Source organism: Halotia branconii CENA392 (assembly GCF_029953635.1).
Lineage (GTDB): Bacteria > Cyanobacteriota > Cyanobacteriia > Cyanobacteriales > Nostocaceae > Halotia > Halotia branconii.
This window is the reverse complement of the sequence record NZ_CP124543.1, coordinates 4,935,744-4,951,368: the sequence shown is the minus strand read 5'-3', so window position 1 is coordinate 4,951,368 and position 15,625 is coordinate 4,935,744. Positions and strand designations below refer to the sequence as shown.

The 15,625-nt window shown below is 41.1% G+C and carries 14 protein-coding genes and 1 pseudogene; 7 read left to right on the top strand and 8 right to left on the bottom strand.

What is annotated here, in order from left to right; genetic code table 11:
* Nucleotides 1-134: 134 nt before the first annotated feature.
* Together QI031_RS21710 and QI031_RS21705 are read left to right on the top strand one after the other, a co-directional pair.
* A pseudogene (locus QI031_RS21710) lies at nucleotides 135-551 on the top strand (XisH family protein).
* Nucleotides 539-874: a XisI protein gene (locus tag QI031_RS21705; RefSeq protein ID WP_281481705.1), complete on the top strand. Its 336-nt coding sequence runs from the start codon at nucleotides 539-541 to the stop codon at nucleotides 872-874. The pseudogene QI031_RS21710 and the gene QI031_RS21705 overlap by 13 nt, the downstream one beginning before the upstream one ends.
* A gap of 240 nt (nucleotides 875-1,114) precedes the next feature.
* Here QI031_RS21705 and QI031_RS21700 read toward each other — a convergent pair whose 3' ends face one another.
* The 7 genes from QI031_RS21700 to thrS all read right to left on the bottom strand — a co-directional run bounded on the left by QI031_RS21700 (nucleotide 1,115) and on the right by thrS (nucleotide 6,375).
* Nucleotides 1,115-1,501: a type II toxin-antitoxin system death-on-curing family toxin gene (locus tag QI031_RS21700; protein WP_281481704.1), complete on the bottom strand. Its 387-nt coding sequence runs from the start codon at nucleotides 1,499-1,501 to the stop codon at nucleotides 1,115-1,117.
* Entirely contained in the window at nucleotides 1,498-1,695 is a 198-nt protein-coding gene (locus tag QI031_RS21695; RefSeq protein ID WP_281481703.1) for a DNA-binding protein, read from the bottom strand. Before QI031_RS21695 ends, QI031_RS21700 begins: the two co-directional genes overlap by 4 nt.
* A 43-nt stretch (nucleotides 1,696-1,738) precedes the next feature.
* Nucleotides 1,739-1,912 carry a hypothetical protein gene (locus QI031_RS21690; protein ID WP_281481702.1) on the bottom strand — a complete coding sequence of 58 codons (174 nt, stop codon included), beginning with the start codon at nucleotides 1,910-1,912 and terminating at the stop codon, nucleotides 1,739-1,741.
* Nucleotides 1,913-2,054: 142 nt separating this feature from the next.
* Nucleotides 2,055-3,743, bottom strand: coding sequence for an NAD(P)H-quinone oxidoreductase subunit 4 (locus QI031_RS21685; protein ID WP_281481701.1), 1,689 nt, complete (start codon nucleotides 3,741-3,743; stop codon nucleotides 2,055-2,057).
* A gap of 251 nt (nucleotides 3,744-3,994) precedes the next feature.
* Nucleotides 3,995-4,294, bottom strand: coding sequence for a type II toxin-antitoxin system RelE/ParE family toxin (locus tag QI031_RS21680; protein ID WP_281481700.1), 300 nt, complete (start codon nucleotides 4,292-4,294; stop codon nucleotides 3,995-3,997).
* The gene (locus QI031_RS21675) at nucleotides 4,279-4,467 is read right to left on the bottom strand and encodes a hypothetical protein (protein ID WP_281481699.1); all 189 of its coding nucleotides are present in this window, start codon (nucleotides 4,465-4,467) and stop codon (nucleotides 4,279-4,281) included. Before QI031_RS21675 ends, QI031_RS21680 begins: the two co-directional genes overlap by 16 nt.
* Before the next feature lie 63 nt (nucleotides 4,468-4,530).
* Nucleotides 4,531-6,375, bottom strand: coding sequence for a threonine--tRNA ligase (thrS, locus tag QI031_RS21670; protein ID WP_281481698.1), 1,845 nt, complete (start codon nucleotides 6,373-6,375; stop codon nucleotides 4,531-4,533).
* 418 nt (nucleotides 6,376-6,793) lie between these two features.
* Between thrS and QI031_RS21665 the strand changes: the two genes are divergently transcribed.
* Both QI031_RS21665 and QI031_RS21660 read left to right on the top strand, forming a co-directional pair.
* Nucleotides 6,794-7,132, top strand: coding sequence for a DUF2605 domain-containing protein (locus QI031_RS21665; RefSeq protein WP_281481697.1), 339 nt, complete (start codon nucleotides 6,794-6,796; stop codon nucleotides 7,130-7,132).
* Nucleotides 7,133-7,336: 204 nt separating this feature from the next.
* Complete coding sequence (locus tag QI031_RS21660; RefSeq protein ID WP_281481696.1) at nucleotides 7,337-7,666, top strand: DUF2973 domain-containing protein; 330 nt, start codon at nucleotides 7,337-7,339, stop codon at nucleotides 7,664-7,666.
* Between the two features lie 208 nt (nucleotides 7,667-7,874).
* On the opposite strand, the gene QI031_RS21655 is transcribed toward QI031_RS21660, so the two are convergent.
* On the bottom strand, nucleotides 7,875-10,145 hold the full coding sequence (locus tag QI031_RS21655; RefSeq protein WP_281481695.1) for an amylo-alpha-1,6-glucosidase: 2,271 nt from the start codon (nucleotides 10,143-10,145) through the stop codon (nucleotides 7,875-7,877).
* An 863-nt stretch (nucleotides 10,146-11,008) separates the two neighbouring features.
* Between QI031_RS21655 and QI031_RS21650 the strand changes: the two genes are divergently transcribed.
* From QI031_RS21650 to trpE, 3 genes are all read left to right on the top strand, one after another.
* Entirely contained in the window at nucleotides 11,009-13,018 is a 2,010-nt protein-coding gene (locus tag QI031_RS21650) for a DICT sensory domain-containing protein (protein WP_281481694.1), read from the top strand.
* A gap of 198 nt (nucleotides 13,019-13,216) precedes the next feature.
* A complete protein-coding gene (locus QI031_RS21645; RefSeq protein ID WP_281481693.1) occupies nucleotides 13,217-13,636 on the top strand; it encodes a photosystem I reaction center subunit II PsaD in 420 nt (139 codons plus the stop codon).
* Between the two features lie 291 nt (nucleotides 13,637-13,927).
* Nucleotides 13,928-15,442 (top strand): anthranilate synthase component I, encoded by a 1,515-nt coding sequence (gene trpE / locus QI031_RS21640; RefSeq protein WP_281481692.1) that lies wholly within the window; start codon nucleotides 13,928-13,930, stop codon nucleotides 15,440-15,442.
* Nucleotides 15,443-15,625: the final 183 nt, after the last annotated feature.

Genomic DNA, 15,625 nt, shown 5'->3' with positions numbered 1-15,625 from the left:
TCCCATATAAATGGTTGAAAAGTCGAAATTCTACACCTTTGCGTTAGTAATTTGGAGAATATTCTCCTGTTAATCCCGAATAAAAATTAGGGATATACTAAATAGTGTAATCATTTGCTATCCGAGAATCTAGAGTGCCAGCAAAAGATATCTATCACGATAATGTGAGAAATGCCTTAGTCAAAGACCAATGGATAATTACTCACGATCCACTGACACTAAAGGTTGGTAGAAAAGATTTGTTTATCGATTTAGGTGCAGAAAAAATTTTGGCTGCGGAAAAACAAGGGCGTAAAATTGCTGTAGAAATCAAAAGTTTTGTTGGTGCTTCTGAAATTTAAGATTTGAAAAACGCTGTTGGGCAATATATTATTTATCAAAATTCTTTAGAATTAATACAGCCAGATAGAGAATTATATCTGGCGATCCGTGAAAATGTTTATGCTGATTTGTTTGAAGAAGTAATTGGACAGATTTTATTAGACAAAAAACTGATGAAATTAATTATCTTTGAACCAAAATATGAGGTAATTTTGAAATGGATAAATTAGAAGAATATCGTCAAATTATTCGGGATGTTCTCAAACAGTATCTCAATATTTCTTATGCAAATGCAAATATTGAAAATCAGGCTGCTTTTGACCCCGAAACAGACCAATATTTAATCGTTTCTGTTGGTTGGAGTAAGGAAGGACGCATTCATAGTTGTCTCATTCACCTCAGTATTACTAATGGTAAAGTTTGGGTGCAACGAGACGGAACAGAAGACGGAATTGCCAATGAATTAGTCCAAGCTGGTATTCCTAAAGAAGATATTGTTCTAGGATTTCATGAGCCAGATGTTCGACCCTACACAGGATTTGCTATAGCCTAGTTTGAGCAAACTTTGACTTAATCACCACGAAATCTTGTTGATCATTTCTTGCGGTATAATTTGAGTAACAAACTGTTATTTGTAATGAAATAAAACACAGAATTGGCTAAAATTAGCTATAAATATCTGACTAGTTTTTTAGCAACCTTTATTAATTAGAAAAAAGAACCAGAGAAAAATACTTTCTAAAAGGCATACCTACTGCAAAGAGTATTTTGGATTAAACTCCAAACCAAGGCATTAGATAACTTTAACATGAGTTTTTAACCATTGTCTAAATGCCTCACGCGCTAGTTTACCCGATGCCAGAGATAGTATGATAGCCTCCTGCTCATCGACATCAGCATCAATTTTCCAACCATTCATGACCAGAAAAACCTCCATTGCTGCATGGCCAATCCGCTTGTTGCCATCAATAAATGGATGATTCATGATCAGCGAAAAACCGATGGCCGCAGCCTTATCAACAAGTGTCGGGTACAAATCCTCCCCGCCAAAAGTCATACGAGGTTGAGCGAGTGCAGATTCTAAAGCACCCAAGTCTCGTATACCCAATGCGCCACCAGACTGCTCGATAACCTGACGATGAAGTTCGACAACTTCAAAAAGTACTAAGTAGCGAATCACGCTAATCGTTGGTAAAGTTCAGCATTTTTTCGCAGTACATAACTAGCAGCTTGGTTAAACTCACTTTTTGGGTAATCTAACAAATCTTCTAGACTCGCAGATAACAATTCTTCAGTAGAGATACCCAACTCTTGCGCTAATGACTGCAATTTTTGCAGTTGCTGCTCTGTAATATTAATTGTTATGGCAGCCATGTTTCCTCTTCCTAGCTAGTCTTTGTCTTACATTATCTTGCATTCATCCTTCGTCAGCCATCAAAGCGTCTAACTCTTTCAACAAAGATTCTAGTTTCTTCTGCTTCTGGAGATTTTCCCAAACCTTTGACTTTTTCGCTTTCTTGTATGTAGCTTCTAAACGACTTTGCAGTGGTAGAGGTGTGGCAGATGGTTGTTTAGCTTTATAAAAGCACACTGATCCGTTGGGCGAATACTTTAAGTAAGAAAACGTTGGCACAGATTAATCAAAGACTGACTCAAATTGCCACTATTGCAAAAGCGATCGCCTCAACACTAGAAGCGATCGCTCTTTTCCACAGAAATAGATTTCAATAAGCTTACTTCAAAGTTCCCAAAACTGGTGTTATCTCAGTCTCTGAGATTTGAGGAACTGAAAATTTATTGGCATATATCCGAGGATTGGTTTGTGAAACTATGGCGTAAGATTGGCGGACATGAGTATTCACTGCTACAGTTTTCACGTCATACATCTGCATAGTCATTTTGGGATAGAAACCAATACCAATAATTACAACTAAAAAACAGGCAGCAATAAATACTTCGCGTGGTCTGGCATCGTCGTAGACTGCTTCATCTGGTACAAGGCAGTCTGTACCAAAACAAACTGTTCCCTCATCTTCTTGATTTTCTAAGCTAGCATTATTAATGTCACATACAGGAACTGCAACCTGACCATAAAATACCTGTCGCAGCATGGAAAGTAGATAGATAGGTGTGAGGATAACTCCGACTGCGGCGAGAAAAACCGTTACAGTGCAGAAAGTCGAACTGTAAACATCACTGGTTGTCACACCCACAAATACGGAAAGTTCACCAGCAAAACCACTCATACCAGGGAGAGCCAGAGATGCCATTGCTCCAATTGTAAACAGAGCAAACACTTTCGGCATCGCTTGACCAATACCACCCATATCTTTCATTATCATAGTATGAGTGCGATCGTAAGTAACACCTGCCAAGAAGAACAGCACTGATGCAATCAAACCATGCGAAATCATCTGCAACATCGCACCGTTGATTCCTAAATCAGTAAAGGACGCAATCCCCAGCAGTACAAAACCCATGTGAGAAATCGACGAATAAGCCAAACGCCGCTTCATATTGGTTTGAGCAAAGGAGTTCAATGCACCGTAAATAATATTGACTACACCTAGAATGGCTAGAACTGGCGCAAAGTAAATATGTGCATCGGAAAGTAGTTCAAGATTCAAGCGAATTAGTCCATATCCGCCCATTTTTAATAATACGCCAGCCAAAATCATCGACACAGGGGAGGATGCTTCACCGTGAGCATCGGGTAGCCAGGTATGCATGGGGAAAACAGCAAGTTTGACACCAAATGCAATCAGCAAGCCTGAGTAAAGTAGTAGCTGTAACCCAAGGGGATATTCCTTCATGCCGAGGGCTGTGATATCAAATGTCATATTACCGCCACCGTATAGCCCCATTGCTATGGCTGCCACCAAAATAAATATAGAAGCTGCTGCGGTGTATAGTAAGAATTTTGTCGCTGCGTAACGCCGCCTTTGCCCACCCCAAATGCAGACTAATAGATATACGGGAATTAGCTCGACTTCCCACATAATAAAAAACAGCAGCAAGTCTTTGGCAACGAATACCCCTATCTGTGCGGAATACAGCACCAGCATTAAAAAATAGAATAGGCGAGGTCTATGATTAACTTGCCAAGCCGAAAAAATTGAAAGTGTAGTGACAAATCCTGCTAGAAGTACCAGCGGTACTGAAAGTCCATCGACCGATACTGCCCAGTTCAAACTTAACTGAGGCATCCATGCATAACTTTCCGCAAGTTGAAAACTAGCGTTGTTGACATCGTAATGCTTCCAAAAGGCGTAGCACATCAAGGCAAAGTCTGCGATACCTATACCCAATGCATACCAGCGCACAAGTTTACCGTCTTTATCAGGTAGCACAGGGATAAAAAAGGAAGCCACAAGTGGCAGCAAAACAATCGCAGTCAGCCAGGGAAATTGATCCGCTATCATGTCAATAGGAAGAAATACTTATTTGTGGATGATGTCATTCTACTAAACTTTGTAACAATTTCTTCATAAAACTTTTCCCTAGGCAAGCATAGATGAATTTATATCCGTTTTGACATTTTGAGGTTTTCGTTAGAAAAAATCCCGCCAATAAGGTAGTAACATTAGCGGGGAGTCTAATTATATTAATGGTGTTAGCTTTTATAACTAGAAGTTCTCGAAGTTAGCGACCATCGCGCTTATTTCTTCTTGCGTCAATCTGTGTCCAATTGTTCTAATAGTCTTTTTCCGTGAATCACTGCTGTAATAGTTATGGTGTCATCCTGGACTTGATAGATGATTCGATAACTGTATGCAAACTTTTCTCTGATGGTATGTTCACCCAATTCTGGTACTATACGACCAGAAAAAGGAAATTCTCCTAAGTTTCGAGTTATATCAAGTATCTTTTGAACTACTGCCGCAGTATAAGAAGCCGAGTCACGAGATATGTATGTAGCGATCGCTTCCACATCTTCTAAAGCTTTAGAAGACCAAACTACTTGATAAGCCATTTACTCAAACGTTCTTCAGCTTCACTTTGTGTAATTGTCCCTTCTGTGTCAGCTGCTTCCAAACCACGACGAACTTTCTCAATCACATATAAATGGTATTGAATATCTTCAATTGAGCAATCATCTGGTAACTGCTGCAAAAGAGATTGAACTTTTTGTTTTGTAGTGTTCATAGCTGGGTTTTTATTTAACTTACATATATTGCTGTGGCTGGGCAATGCCCAGCCTACTTTTTGTTAGAAGTTCTCGAAGTTAGCGATCGCATTCTTCATCTTGTCCACCACCTCATCTATAGATATTGTGCCTAACTCTCCAGAGGCGCGGGTACGGATGCTCAAGCTGTTGGTTTCTACTTCTTTAGCTCCTACCACTGCCATGACTGGTATTTTTTGTTTTTCGGCATTGCGAATCAATTTACCCAGGCGATCGCCACTAGTATCAACTTCGGCACGTATACCCACAGCTAGCATTTTTGCAGCTACATCTTTGGTAAAATCTAATTGGGCTTCTCCTACTGGTAGCAATCTAATTTGTACTGGTGCCAACCAAACAGGGAAATCACCAGCATACTCTTCAATCAAAATCCCAATCAGCCGTTCTAAAGAACCAAAGGGCGCACGGTGAATCATTACTGGACGTTGGCGCGAACCATCTTCAGCCACATATTCCAATTCAAACCGTTCTGGCAAGTTGTAATCTACTTGTACAGTTCCCAGTTGCCATTCTCGCTCTAAGGCATCACTAAAGATAAAGTCGAGTTTTGGCCCATAAAATGCGGCTTCCCCGATTCCTTCAAAATGTTCCATCCCTAGCTGTTCCACTGCCCGCCGAATTGCACCTTGGGCTTTTTCCCAAGCTTCATCAGAACCAATATATTTATCGCTAGCGGGATCGCGAAAACTCAGTCTGGCTTTAAAGTTTTTCAGTTGCAATTTATTGAATACCGACAAAATCAAATCCACAACGTTAATAAATTCGTTGTCTAATTGTTCTGGGGTGACAAACAAGTGAGAATCATCCACGGTAAAACCACGCACTCGCGTTAAACCACCCAATTCTCCAGACTGTTCGTAGCGGTAAACAGTACCAAATTCAGCTAGGCGCATTGGTAGTTCCCGATAAGAGCGTAATTCACTTTTATATATTTGGATGTGGAAAGGGCAATTCATGGGCTTGAGGACAAAGCCTTGTTCATGAGCTACTGCTTTCTCATCCTCTGCCATCATTGGAAACATATCTTCTTTATACTGCTGCCAATGCCCAGAGGTTTTAAATAAATCTACTCTGCCAATGTGAGGCGTTACTACAGGTAAATAACCCCGTTTTAGCTGTTCTTGCTTGAGGAAATCTTCTAAAAGACTCCGCAACAAAGTACCTTTGGGTGTCCACAAAGGTAAACCTGGTCCTACTAGGTCAGAAAATACAAACAATCCCAATTCCTTACCCAGTTTACGATGGTCTCGCCGCAGAGCTTCTTCTTTACGTCGCTTATATTCAGCAAGCTGTTCTGGGGTTTCCCAAGCAGTAGCATAGATGCGTTGCAGCTGCGCCTTGGTTTCATCTCCACGCCAATAAGCGCCAGCAACACTTTCTAATTCAATTGCCTTGGGGTTTAATTCGCTAGTATTTTCTAAGTGAGGACCAGCACACAAATCCCACCACTCGTTTCCTAGGTGGTAAATCGTGATTGGTTCTTTTTTAATATCTGCTAAGATTTCTAATTTGTAAGGTTCTTTAATATTCTGAATCCGTTTTTGGGCTTCTTCCCGACTGACTTGTTCTGGAATAACTGGTAGTTTGCGATTGATAATCTTAACCATCTCTTTTTGGATGGCTTTTAGATCCTTATCGCTAAATGGTTCTGGATTATCAAAGTCATAATAAAATCCATTTTCAATCCAGGGACCAATCGTAACTTGCGCCTTGGGAAACAGCTTTTGCACTGCCATAGCCATCACATGGGAAGCTGTATGACGAATCTTTTTTAATTTCTCCGATTCGCTGGTACGCGGTAAATACATTTTTTCATGTTGTTCTGGCTGATGAGGATCTTGATTAGGCGACATCGGTTGCTGAACCATTGGCGAAGTGATTGCAAAAGTAATTTATCAGTTGAACTTGGGAAAAATCTACCCAAATACGGCAGAGCGTTGTGTAGACTTATTCAACTATGTAGGCTTTCTATTTTAACTGTTGAATTAATTTTTCGGGCATGGGGCATGGGGCATAGAGAAGAAGTAATCAGTTATTACTGTTAACTGATAACTGATTTAACCACCCATGAAGAGATGGAGTTTCCCGCCGCTTTCAATAAAGTATTGTTTAATCCTAAATTAAAGTATATTTTTTATTTAAGTTTTGTCAGGTATATAAGAACACTTTAGTAACAAGGATTACAGATTTTTGAGAAAATATCTCTTCAGAGAGAGCAAAAAATAATATTAAGAATTGTAAATTACGTTAATATTAGTAAGGAAGTTAGAATTATGCTTCTCATTTATGCGAGACTCAAATTTACCAGGGCCCGATCTGCTGAAAACGATTTTAGAACCGTTGTTAGATGACTTTCAGTACTGGTTTGCGCGATCGCGTAACTTTTTGGAAACAGAACGGCTTTCATTTATGAGTGAACAAGACCAATCTGACTTGCTATTGCGAGTTAAGCAAGCGCAGGAAGAGTTAAACACCGCAAAGATGCTGTTTGCTGCGACTGAGGGACAAGTCGGGATTGATATGTCAACTTTAATGCCCTGGCATCAACTGGTAACAGAATGCTGGAATGTAGCAATGCGCTTTCGTTCTCAGCAAACTGGTTGGCAAAAGCAAGACGGTATATAAATCTCATTGATAGTCCAAAATCCTTAACATTATTTTTATGAATAAATAATGTATCCTATGCTACCGTTATCTAAATAAGGTTTTGAAAACTCTTTCATATAAAAGTGCATTAAATATTTAGCTTCGCTGCAAGTCATAAAGTCGGCGAAGCTAAACGCTACAGTATAAGGTTTTAAAATTTGCTTGCTCCTGGAGGAAAATTTGATGTTACACCTACTTTACATTCTTGCTTTTACTATTCTTGCGGTCATAGCTGTGGCTAATTTAATTCGCAATTTGATTATGTTCAGTTTTGATCGAGAGCGACCTTATCCGGCCAGATCTTCGCAAATGGGTAATCAGGGTGACTTTGGTTATTTTGCATCTAAAAGACAGTTTGCACCGCATCCAGAGTTGTTAGATAATGCGGGCAACTTAATTAAGGAACCACTATTAGTGATGCGTTCCATCAATGTTGATGATGCCCGCGAACACTTAGACGCTCTTTATGAAGCTTCTCCAGGGCATAAAAGCGAAAACTCAGAAGAAGCATAAATAGAATCAAGTCAATGTCTATAGCGTTTATCGGTCTGCTGAACTACATTTGTTTGAAATCAGAGACTAGGGACTAGGATTATGTACCTCGTGTAAATAGGAACTGCTATATCTCATTTTAAAAGGTTAAAGGGGTGAGAAATGCGGCATGGTTGAATTATGCCGCTTATTAATCGCGATTAAGTAGAGAGCGAAAAACCACTTATCTTTAAGCTTCAATCACTACTCGGAGATTGCCGCGTTTTTTAGCAACGCGACAAGCCGTAGTGCTACCAGAACGCTCAAATTCTAGATCAAGTATGGTAGGGCCGACTCGTAAATTGTGTAATGACAGACGATTGATCGACTCTGGCAAAGCGGGGTCGATGATTCGTAAACAATTATTTTGAGCATCAGGCACTAAGTTAACAATCATTTGCAGGAGTTGAAATATACTGCCAGTAGCCCAAGCTTGGGGAGTACAAGCAACTGGATATTTTACAGGGGCTTTATCTCCATTACGTTCGTAGCCGCAAAAAAGTTCCGGGGGGCATTGATAAGGTTGATGGATAGTCATATCAAACAAGCCTTGAAAAAGTTCTAAAGCTTGATCGACTAGTCCTAGCGATCGCAATCCCATAGCAACTAAAGAGTTATCATGAGGCCAAACTGAACCAACGTGATACCCCATCGGATTGTAAGCTGGTGACAAACTACTGAGGGTACGAATGCCCCAACCATTAAACATATCAGGTGCGCGCAAACGCTCTGCTACACTGTAGGCTTTTTCCGGTGTAAAAATTCCCAAATGTAGGCAGTGTCCAGGATTAGATGTAATACTATCTACTTGTTTGCCATCTCCATCTAAAGCGAGAGCGCAGAAATCTTGGTCTTCTATCCAAAAGTCTTTATTGAAACGAACCTTGAGATTTCTAGCTTCTTCTTGCCAGCGATCAGACAAATCAAGGCGTTTCTTCATTCTAGCTGTTTCTGCCAGCCGCATTTTCGCTGCATAAACGTAAGCTTGAACTTCGCACAGAGCAATTGATCCGTTAGCTAGCTCTCCTTTGTGGTTTACAATACAGTCACCAGAGTCTTTCCAGCCTTGATTGGCCAGACCACGTTTAGATCTGCGATGATAGCTGAGATAACCGTTTTGTTTGAGATTGCGATCAATCCACTCCATTGCTGCTAGAGCATTAGGCCAAAGTTGCTCTAGGGTTTCTTGATCGTGAGTCCAAGCGTAGTATTCAGCATACAACATTAACCACAGAGGAGTGGCATCAACTGTGCCGTAGTATGGTGTGTGGGGAATTTCTTGACAACGAGCCATTTCCCCTAAGCGCAGCTCGTGTAAAATCTTGCCTGGTTCTTCTTCGCGCCAGTCATCCTCGATTTTACCTTGGTATGTTGCCAGTAACATGAGCGTTTCTTTGGCAATTTGCGGGTTCAACATCAAGGTTTGGGAGGCTGTAATCAGCGAATCTCGCCCAAATAATGCAGAGAACCAAGGTACTCCCGCAGAAACAGTCTTATACTTGCCAAAAGACTGACGCAACAAGTATATATCTTGTTCAGCTCTCTCAATTACATGATTGAAGATGCTTTTATCTGAGCTAATCCGCGTAATTTGTTGTATCCAGTGCTGCTCTTCCATTAATTCAGCAGCTTTGGCTTGTCCGAGGGTAAAAGCTGCACTAACAGTAGAGCTAGATTTGTTGTTGGTAAACATGTTTACCCGATAGCCCAGCTTACGAGTCTCGTGAGAAGCCAACTCTAGCTGCCAAATCGCAGTGTAACCTTTGAAATAGCCTGGTTGACAATGTTGGAATTGAATACGGGACTCCATTATCAAGCCATCCAGACCTTGATAGGCTAAGTTCAAGGATTCTGGAGGCTGACTTTGTACAGGTGAAATGCCATTAGAGGCTTTTTCCTCTGTTGTTGGTTCGGCTAAACGCAGGATTCTACCTTGTTTTTCTCTGTCATAACCCCGGACTTCAAATAAATCTATAAAATCCGCGTCAAAGCTGATACTGAGTTCAAAACTGACGGTAGTTGTACTGTAGTTAGTGACTTCTATTTCTTCAAAAAGCGCCCCATTAAGGACAATTTCGCGGCGAATCCCTACAGTTTCGGCTTTGAGATTTTCTTCAATTTTGGGATTGGCACACAAAATTGACAGTGAAAACCCTTTTTCAGCAGTACTGCTTAGTAGCACTGGCGATCGCCCTTCAATTTGCAACTCCAGACGGTTCAAAAATCGTGTATCACTGCAAAACAGTCCCATACTGGAGTTGCCATCGTTGAGAGAACAACCAGAAATGTTCCCCATTGTATCTGTTACTAAAAATAAATCATCGTCTTTAGCCGTCAAAGTTGGTTGTGGTCTTTCACTCACAACACAAGGCCACTCTGGGATAGGTGATTGCTCTGCGGGAATAAAAGTTTTGCCGTCCAAAGAAATTTTTTCCGGGTTCATCAGTGCATCCGGTGTCATTAGCCAAAGTTCCGTGTAGAGGTCTATATTTTCGTAGTCGTATCAGCATCAATAAGAGCAACAGAAGACTCTTTGAAAAACTCATTCGAGCTATTGGAGTCAAATTAATGTTTACATATTGCTGTGAAAGAGCAAGCACAAAATTTTTGTAACAAATCTTTATACAGTTGTATTTTTTCAATTTGAAGTCAAGGCTAAAAATGAGGAGTTTCCGTTGAGTTTGTCTGTTACTGAACCTTTAGGGGCATTAATCATAGAGAATACATAGCTTTTTGCTGGTTTAAAATATTGCTTGCTTTTACAAGTAAATCAATTTGACTTAATAATTTTTATTTTTGATTCAAAAATATTTATTTAAAAATGTTAAGTCTAAATTCATTGTAATCAATTAATTTATGTAAATTTATCTACGGTAATTTCTGAGTTGGCAAGACGAGTGTTAATTAAGCTTAACAGTCAAAACTGTAAGTTCACAGGTAAAGTTCTTGTGTAATGCCGCCTTCTGGCTCGAATAATTATGTGTTGTAGGTGTAAGCGCTCACCTTTTTAATTTTCAGAATTGCCCAAGCCGCGATCGCATTCAGTAAAAATTTAGTCTACTGTAAAAAAATACTGCAAGATAATTTAAGAGGTGAAAAAACCAAAATGCAATATTATCCAGCATTTAGGGATAATTTTCTAGTAGCAAAGACTAACTGAAAGGCATATCAAATGCTGCCACTACCTGAATGTGGAAAGCGCTGTTCAGGATTCTTTACATATTGCAACTGTCTACTTCATTTGAGAGTCCGTTGTAATTTGTACAATGCATCTGTGACGTGGATCTTGTCCAAATTGGGCTTCTCTCTTTTTAAACGATATTCATGAGCATTTCGACTTCCGTGCTGAGTGATCTGCTACAGTCCATACCCTACCTGCGACCCCAGCTATATTTTAAGGCTTCATTAACAGCTCTCTCCCACGCGATGGAAGATCAAGTTTTGGCTGCAACTTTGGAACAGCCTCTAGTAATTGCTAGCTTCCAACGAGAGCGATATTATCGTCAAGAAGCTCATCGCTATCAGCGACTAGCTCAACGTAGTAATCAAATATATGTTTTATCTGCTCCAGAAACAGATTTTACCAACAGTTCAGAACATTACGAAAAGATCGCTTTTGAATTTGAAGATGCTTTAAGTCAAGAATGGCATTTAGTAGTGATTGCTGAAAATTATGCTACTTGCTTAGTTTGTCGAGAAAACTTGGGTTCAATTACCAAAAACAAGCAACTACCTGAGTTCACTCCTAGTCTAGATATGGACACATCTCGCAGGTTTGAGGGAATTTGGACATCAGAACGGGGAGTCAGCCTCAAAGTAGCAGAATTGCTTTTAGACAGGATTGTCATTTACAGACCAAGCTTGGTTAACAAAGTTAAACAGGCACGTCTGAGGTTTGGCATCGGAGAGACTAGAAGCTACTCTCAAACAAACCAAATGACTGAATTTGCTTGTGATATTGACACTGACCCTTTTGTGCAGCGCTTAGTAACCTATCTGCAAGCTAGTCAATATAAATTACACAAAGCTTACCGTTCCATCACTGCCCAAGCACGTAAAGAACGATTAGTCAACTCAATTAGTACTGCGATTCGGCGATCGCTCGACCCCCATGAAGTATTACAAATTGCTGCCCAAGAACTAGGACAACACTTAGGAGCTAGTCGCTGTCTAATTTACCGCGCTCAAGCCACAGATGTCCAAGCCATGATTGAACACGAGTTTTTAATGTCTAGTGTTTTATCTGTTTGTGGAGAAACTTGGGAGTTAGATAAAAATCCTTTATTTCAGGAAGTAATCAAAAAAGGTGAGGGTGTGTGTGTAGCGGATACGCTGACAGACTCGCGGGTGACTAGTTCAAAGACATTATCTGTAATTGCCAAAAAGTTTGCTATTCGCTCTTGGTTAATCGAACCAGTATTATTTCAAGGACGATTATTAGGCATTGTCGAGTTACATTATTGCACCTTGCCGCCCCATGAGTGGCAACAAGGAGAACTAGATTTGGTAGAAGCGATCGCCACTCAAATGGGAGCAGCCCTAATTCAAGCAGAAGCTTACGCCAACCTCGAAGAACTCAATCAACAGCTAGAAGCCCTTGACCGCACCCGCAGCAACCTCATAGCCATCACTGGACACGAACTCCGCACTCCCCTATCTACAATCCAAGTGTGCCTAGAAAGTCTCGCCAGCGAGCCGGATATGCCTGTGGAGTTACAGCAAGTCATGCTCAGTACTGCTCTTTCCGATTCCGAACGAATGCGAAAACTGGTGCAAGATTTCCTCACTCTTTCTAACCTAGAAAGCGGTCGAGTGGAATGGCATCCAGAATCCTTGACTTTACAAGAGTGCGTTGATTTAGCCCTTAGCCGTCTTCGTACACGTTCCACACCCGAAAAGCCACCCAAAATCAAAACCCAAATCTCTCAAAATTTGCCTTTAGTCAGAGCAGACGGTGATTGGTTAGTGGAAGTGCTAGCAAAGCTTATAGATAACGCCTGTAAATTTACGCCCCAAAAAGGAGAAATATCGATTAAGGCAACTCGCAACGGCAATCAGATGGTAGAAGTCACCGTAGCTGATACTGGACGCGGTATTGAACCCAATCGTCTAGAAATAGTTTTTGACCGCTTTTATCAAGAAGAAGGTGCGCTGCGGCGGACAGCGGGCGGTACTGGTCTAGGACTGGCAATATGTCGCCAAATTGTTAACGGCTGGGGTGGCGAGATTTGGGCAGAATCGAAAGGTAAAGACCAAGGCAGTCAATTTCATTTCACTATTCCCGTAGTCCAGAATAGCCAGGAAGAAAAGCGCTCAAAAGTCAAGAGTAAATAGGGCATAGGGCATGGGGCATGGGGCATGGGTGATAAGAAAGAACATCATTGACCACTGACCACTGACCACACTTCGACTAGGCTCAGTGCATCGCTGACAACTGACAATTCACTAAAAACTGTTACAGTCTATGACGCGATCGCAATATGAGCGTGATGACGGTGTTAGGATGCCCTAAAAACGTTGAGAGAATGCTTTATGGCAGAAACACTTTCTGGACAAACTCCGCTATTTGGTGGCAGCACTGGCGGCTTGCTAACAAAAGCAAAAGAGGAAGAAAAGTACGCTATCACTTGGACTAGCCCTAAGCAGCAAGTTTTTGAAATGCCTACAGGTGGTGCTGCCACTATGCGGCAGGGCGAAAATTTGTTGTATTTAGCTCGCAAAGAACAATGCATTGCTTTCGGTGGACAACTCCGTAAGTTCAAAATCACAGATTACAAAATTTACCGGGTTTTACCTAACGGAGAAACCACTTTTATTCACCCAGCTGATGGTGTCTTCCCAGAAAAGGTGAACGAAGGTCGCGAAAAGGTACGTTATGTACCACGCCGAATCGGAGAAAACCCCAGTCCAGCAAAACTCAAGTTTTCTGGCAAATATACTTACGACGCATAGAGACTAGTACCGCTGCCTGGGAAGTCAAAAGTCTCATAATTGGGTCTTTTTAACTGTTTGAAATGGTAGCTTTATTTCCGCTTTGCTGTACTAAGTAATGGGTATTGGGGATTGGGGACTAGAAACTAGGGAAATATTTCCTAATATCTAATAAGCTAAAACACATGTTCATTGCATTATTACTGATAAAGGTCGTTGACTGTTGACTATTAACAGTGAACAATCTAAATCAATGCAGCTTTTATGTGAAACAGCTGACTCAATCCTCAATCCCCAATTTTTCAACTGTGTATGATCTTCCCCGATTTTTCTGATTTTTCTGGACTAGCTTTGCAAGGTAACTTTGTGCCAGTGTATCAAGAATGGGTAGCAGACCTAGATACACCTGTGTCTGCTTGGTATAAAGTCTGTGCTGGTCAGCCCTACAGCTTTTTATTGGAATCGGTGGAAGGTGGGGAAAAATTGGGGCGTTACAGTTTAGTCGGTTGTGATCCGCTGTGGATTTTGGAAGCCAGAGGTAGTAATACAACCCAAACACACCGTGACGGCTCTCAAGTTGTTTTTGAAGGTGATCCATTTACAGTTTTAGCTGAATGTTTAGCACCTTATCACCCAGTTAAGTTACCGCAACTACCACAAGGAATTGGTGGTTTGTTTGGGTTTTGGGGCTATGAATTAATCCACTGGATTGAGCCGCGTGTACCAATTCACGTTCCAGATGAGAGAAATATCCCTGATGGATTGTGGATGCAGATAGACCAACTGCTAGTTTTTGATCAGGTAAAACGGAAAATTTGGGCGATCGCCTACGCTGATTTACGTGACCCAAAAGTAGATTTAAAATCAGCTTATCAACAAGCGTGCGATCGCGTTACCCAGATGGTCAGCAAGCTATCCCTACCTGTGTCGCCGCAAAAAACTATATTGGAATGGACACCGCCAGGAAGTAAAACAGCAGTAGGAACTGAAGAATACACCAGCAACTTCACCCGTCCAGAATTTTGCGCCAGTGTCCAAAAGGCAAAAGAGTACATCAAAGCGGGTGATATTTTTCAAGTAGTTATTTCCCAACGTCTATCAACACCATATACAGGCGACCCTTTTGCGCTTTACCGTTCCTTGCGCCAAATCAACCCCTCGCCTTACATGTCTTACTTCCACTTCCAGGATTGGCAAATTATCGGTTCCAGTCCAGAGGTAATGGTGAAAGCAGAACGTAATTCTGATGGTGAGGTAATAGCAACAGTACGCCCCATTGCTGGCACACGTCCACGAGGTAAGACAACCAAAGAAGATGCAGCCTTAGCCGAGGATTTGCTGCAAGATCCGAAAGAAATTGCTGAACACGTGATGCTCGTTGATTTGGGGCGTAATGATCTAGGGCGCGTTTGCGACAATGGTAGCGTCAAAGTTGATGAATTAATGGTGATTGAGCGCTATTCCCATGTGATGCACATTGTCAGTAATGTAGTGGGTAAATTAGCACCCAATAAAACCGCCTGGGATTTACTCAAAGCTTGTTTTCCCGCAGGTACAGTCAGCGGCGCACCTAAAATTCGGGCGATGGAAATTATCCACGAGTTAGAACCGAGTCGTCGGGGTGTTTATTCGGGCGTTTATGGTTATTACGATTTTGAAGGACAATTGAATAGTGCGATCGCTATTCGCACAATGGTATTACGTGACAACACGGTAACTGTACAAGCAGGTGCAGGTTTGGTAGCAGATTCAGATCCAGAAAAAGAATACGAAGAAACGTTGAATAAAGCCAGAGGGCTATTACTGGCTATTCGTTGTTTACGTTGAAAAACCTCGCTTTTATATACTTGATTTATGTTGAAATAAAAATAGCAATCTGTTATAGCCAAAACTGGCGATCACTAAATAAACAGCAGAAATACCTACTCTCACTTGCCAATACATAACTTGTCAAACTAGAAGAATTTTGTCAGTTTTCAGAACTCATCAAATCTTCATTGACTTGAAGTG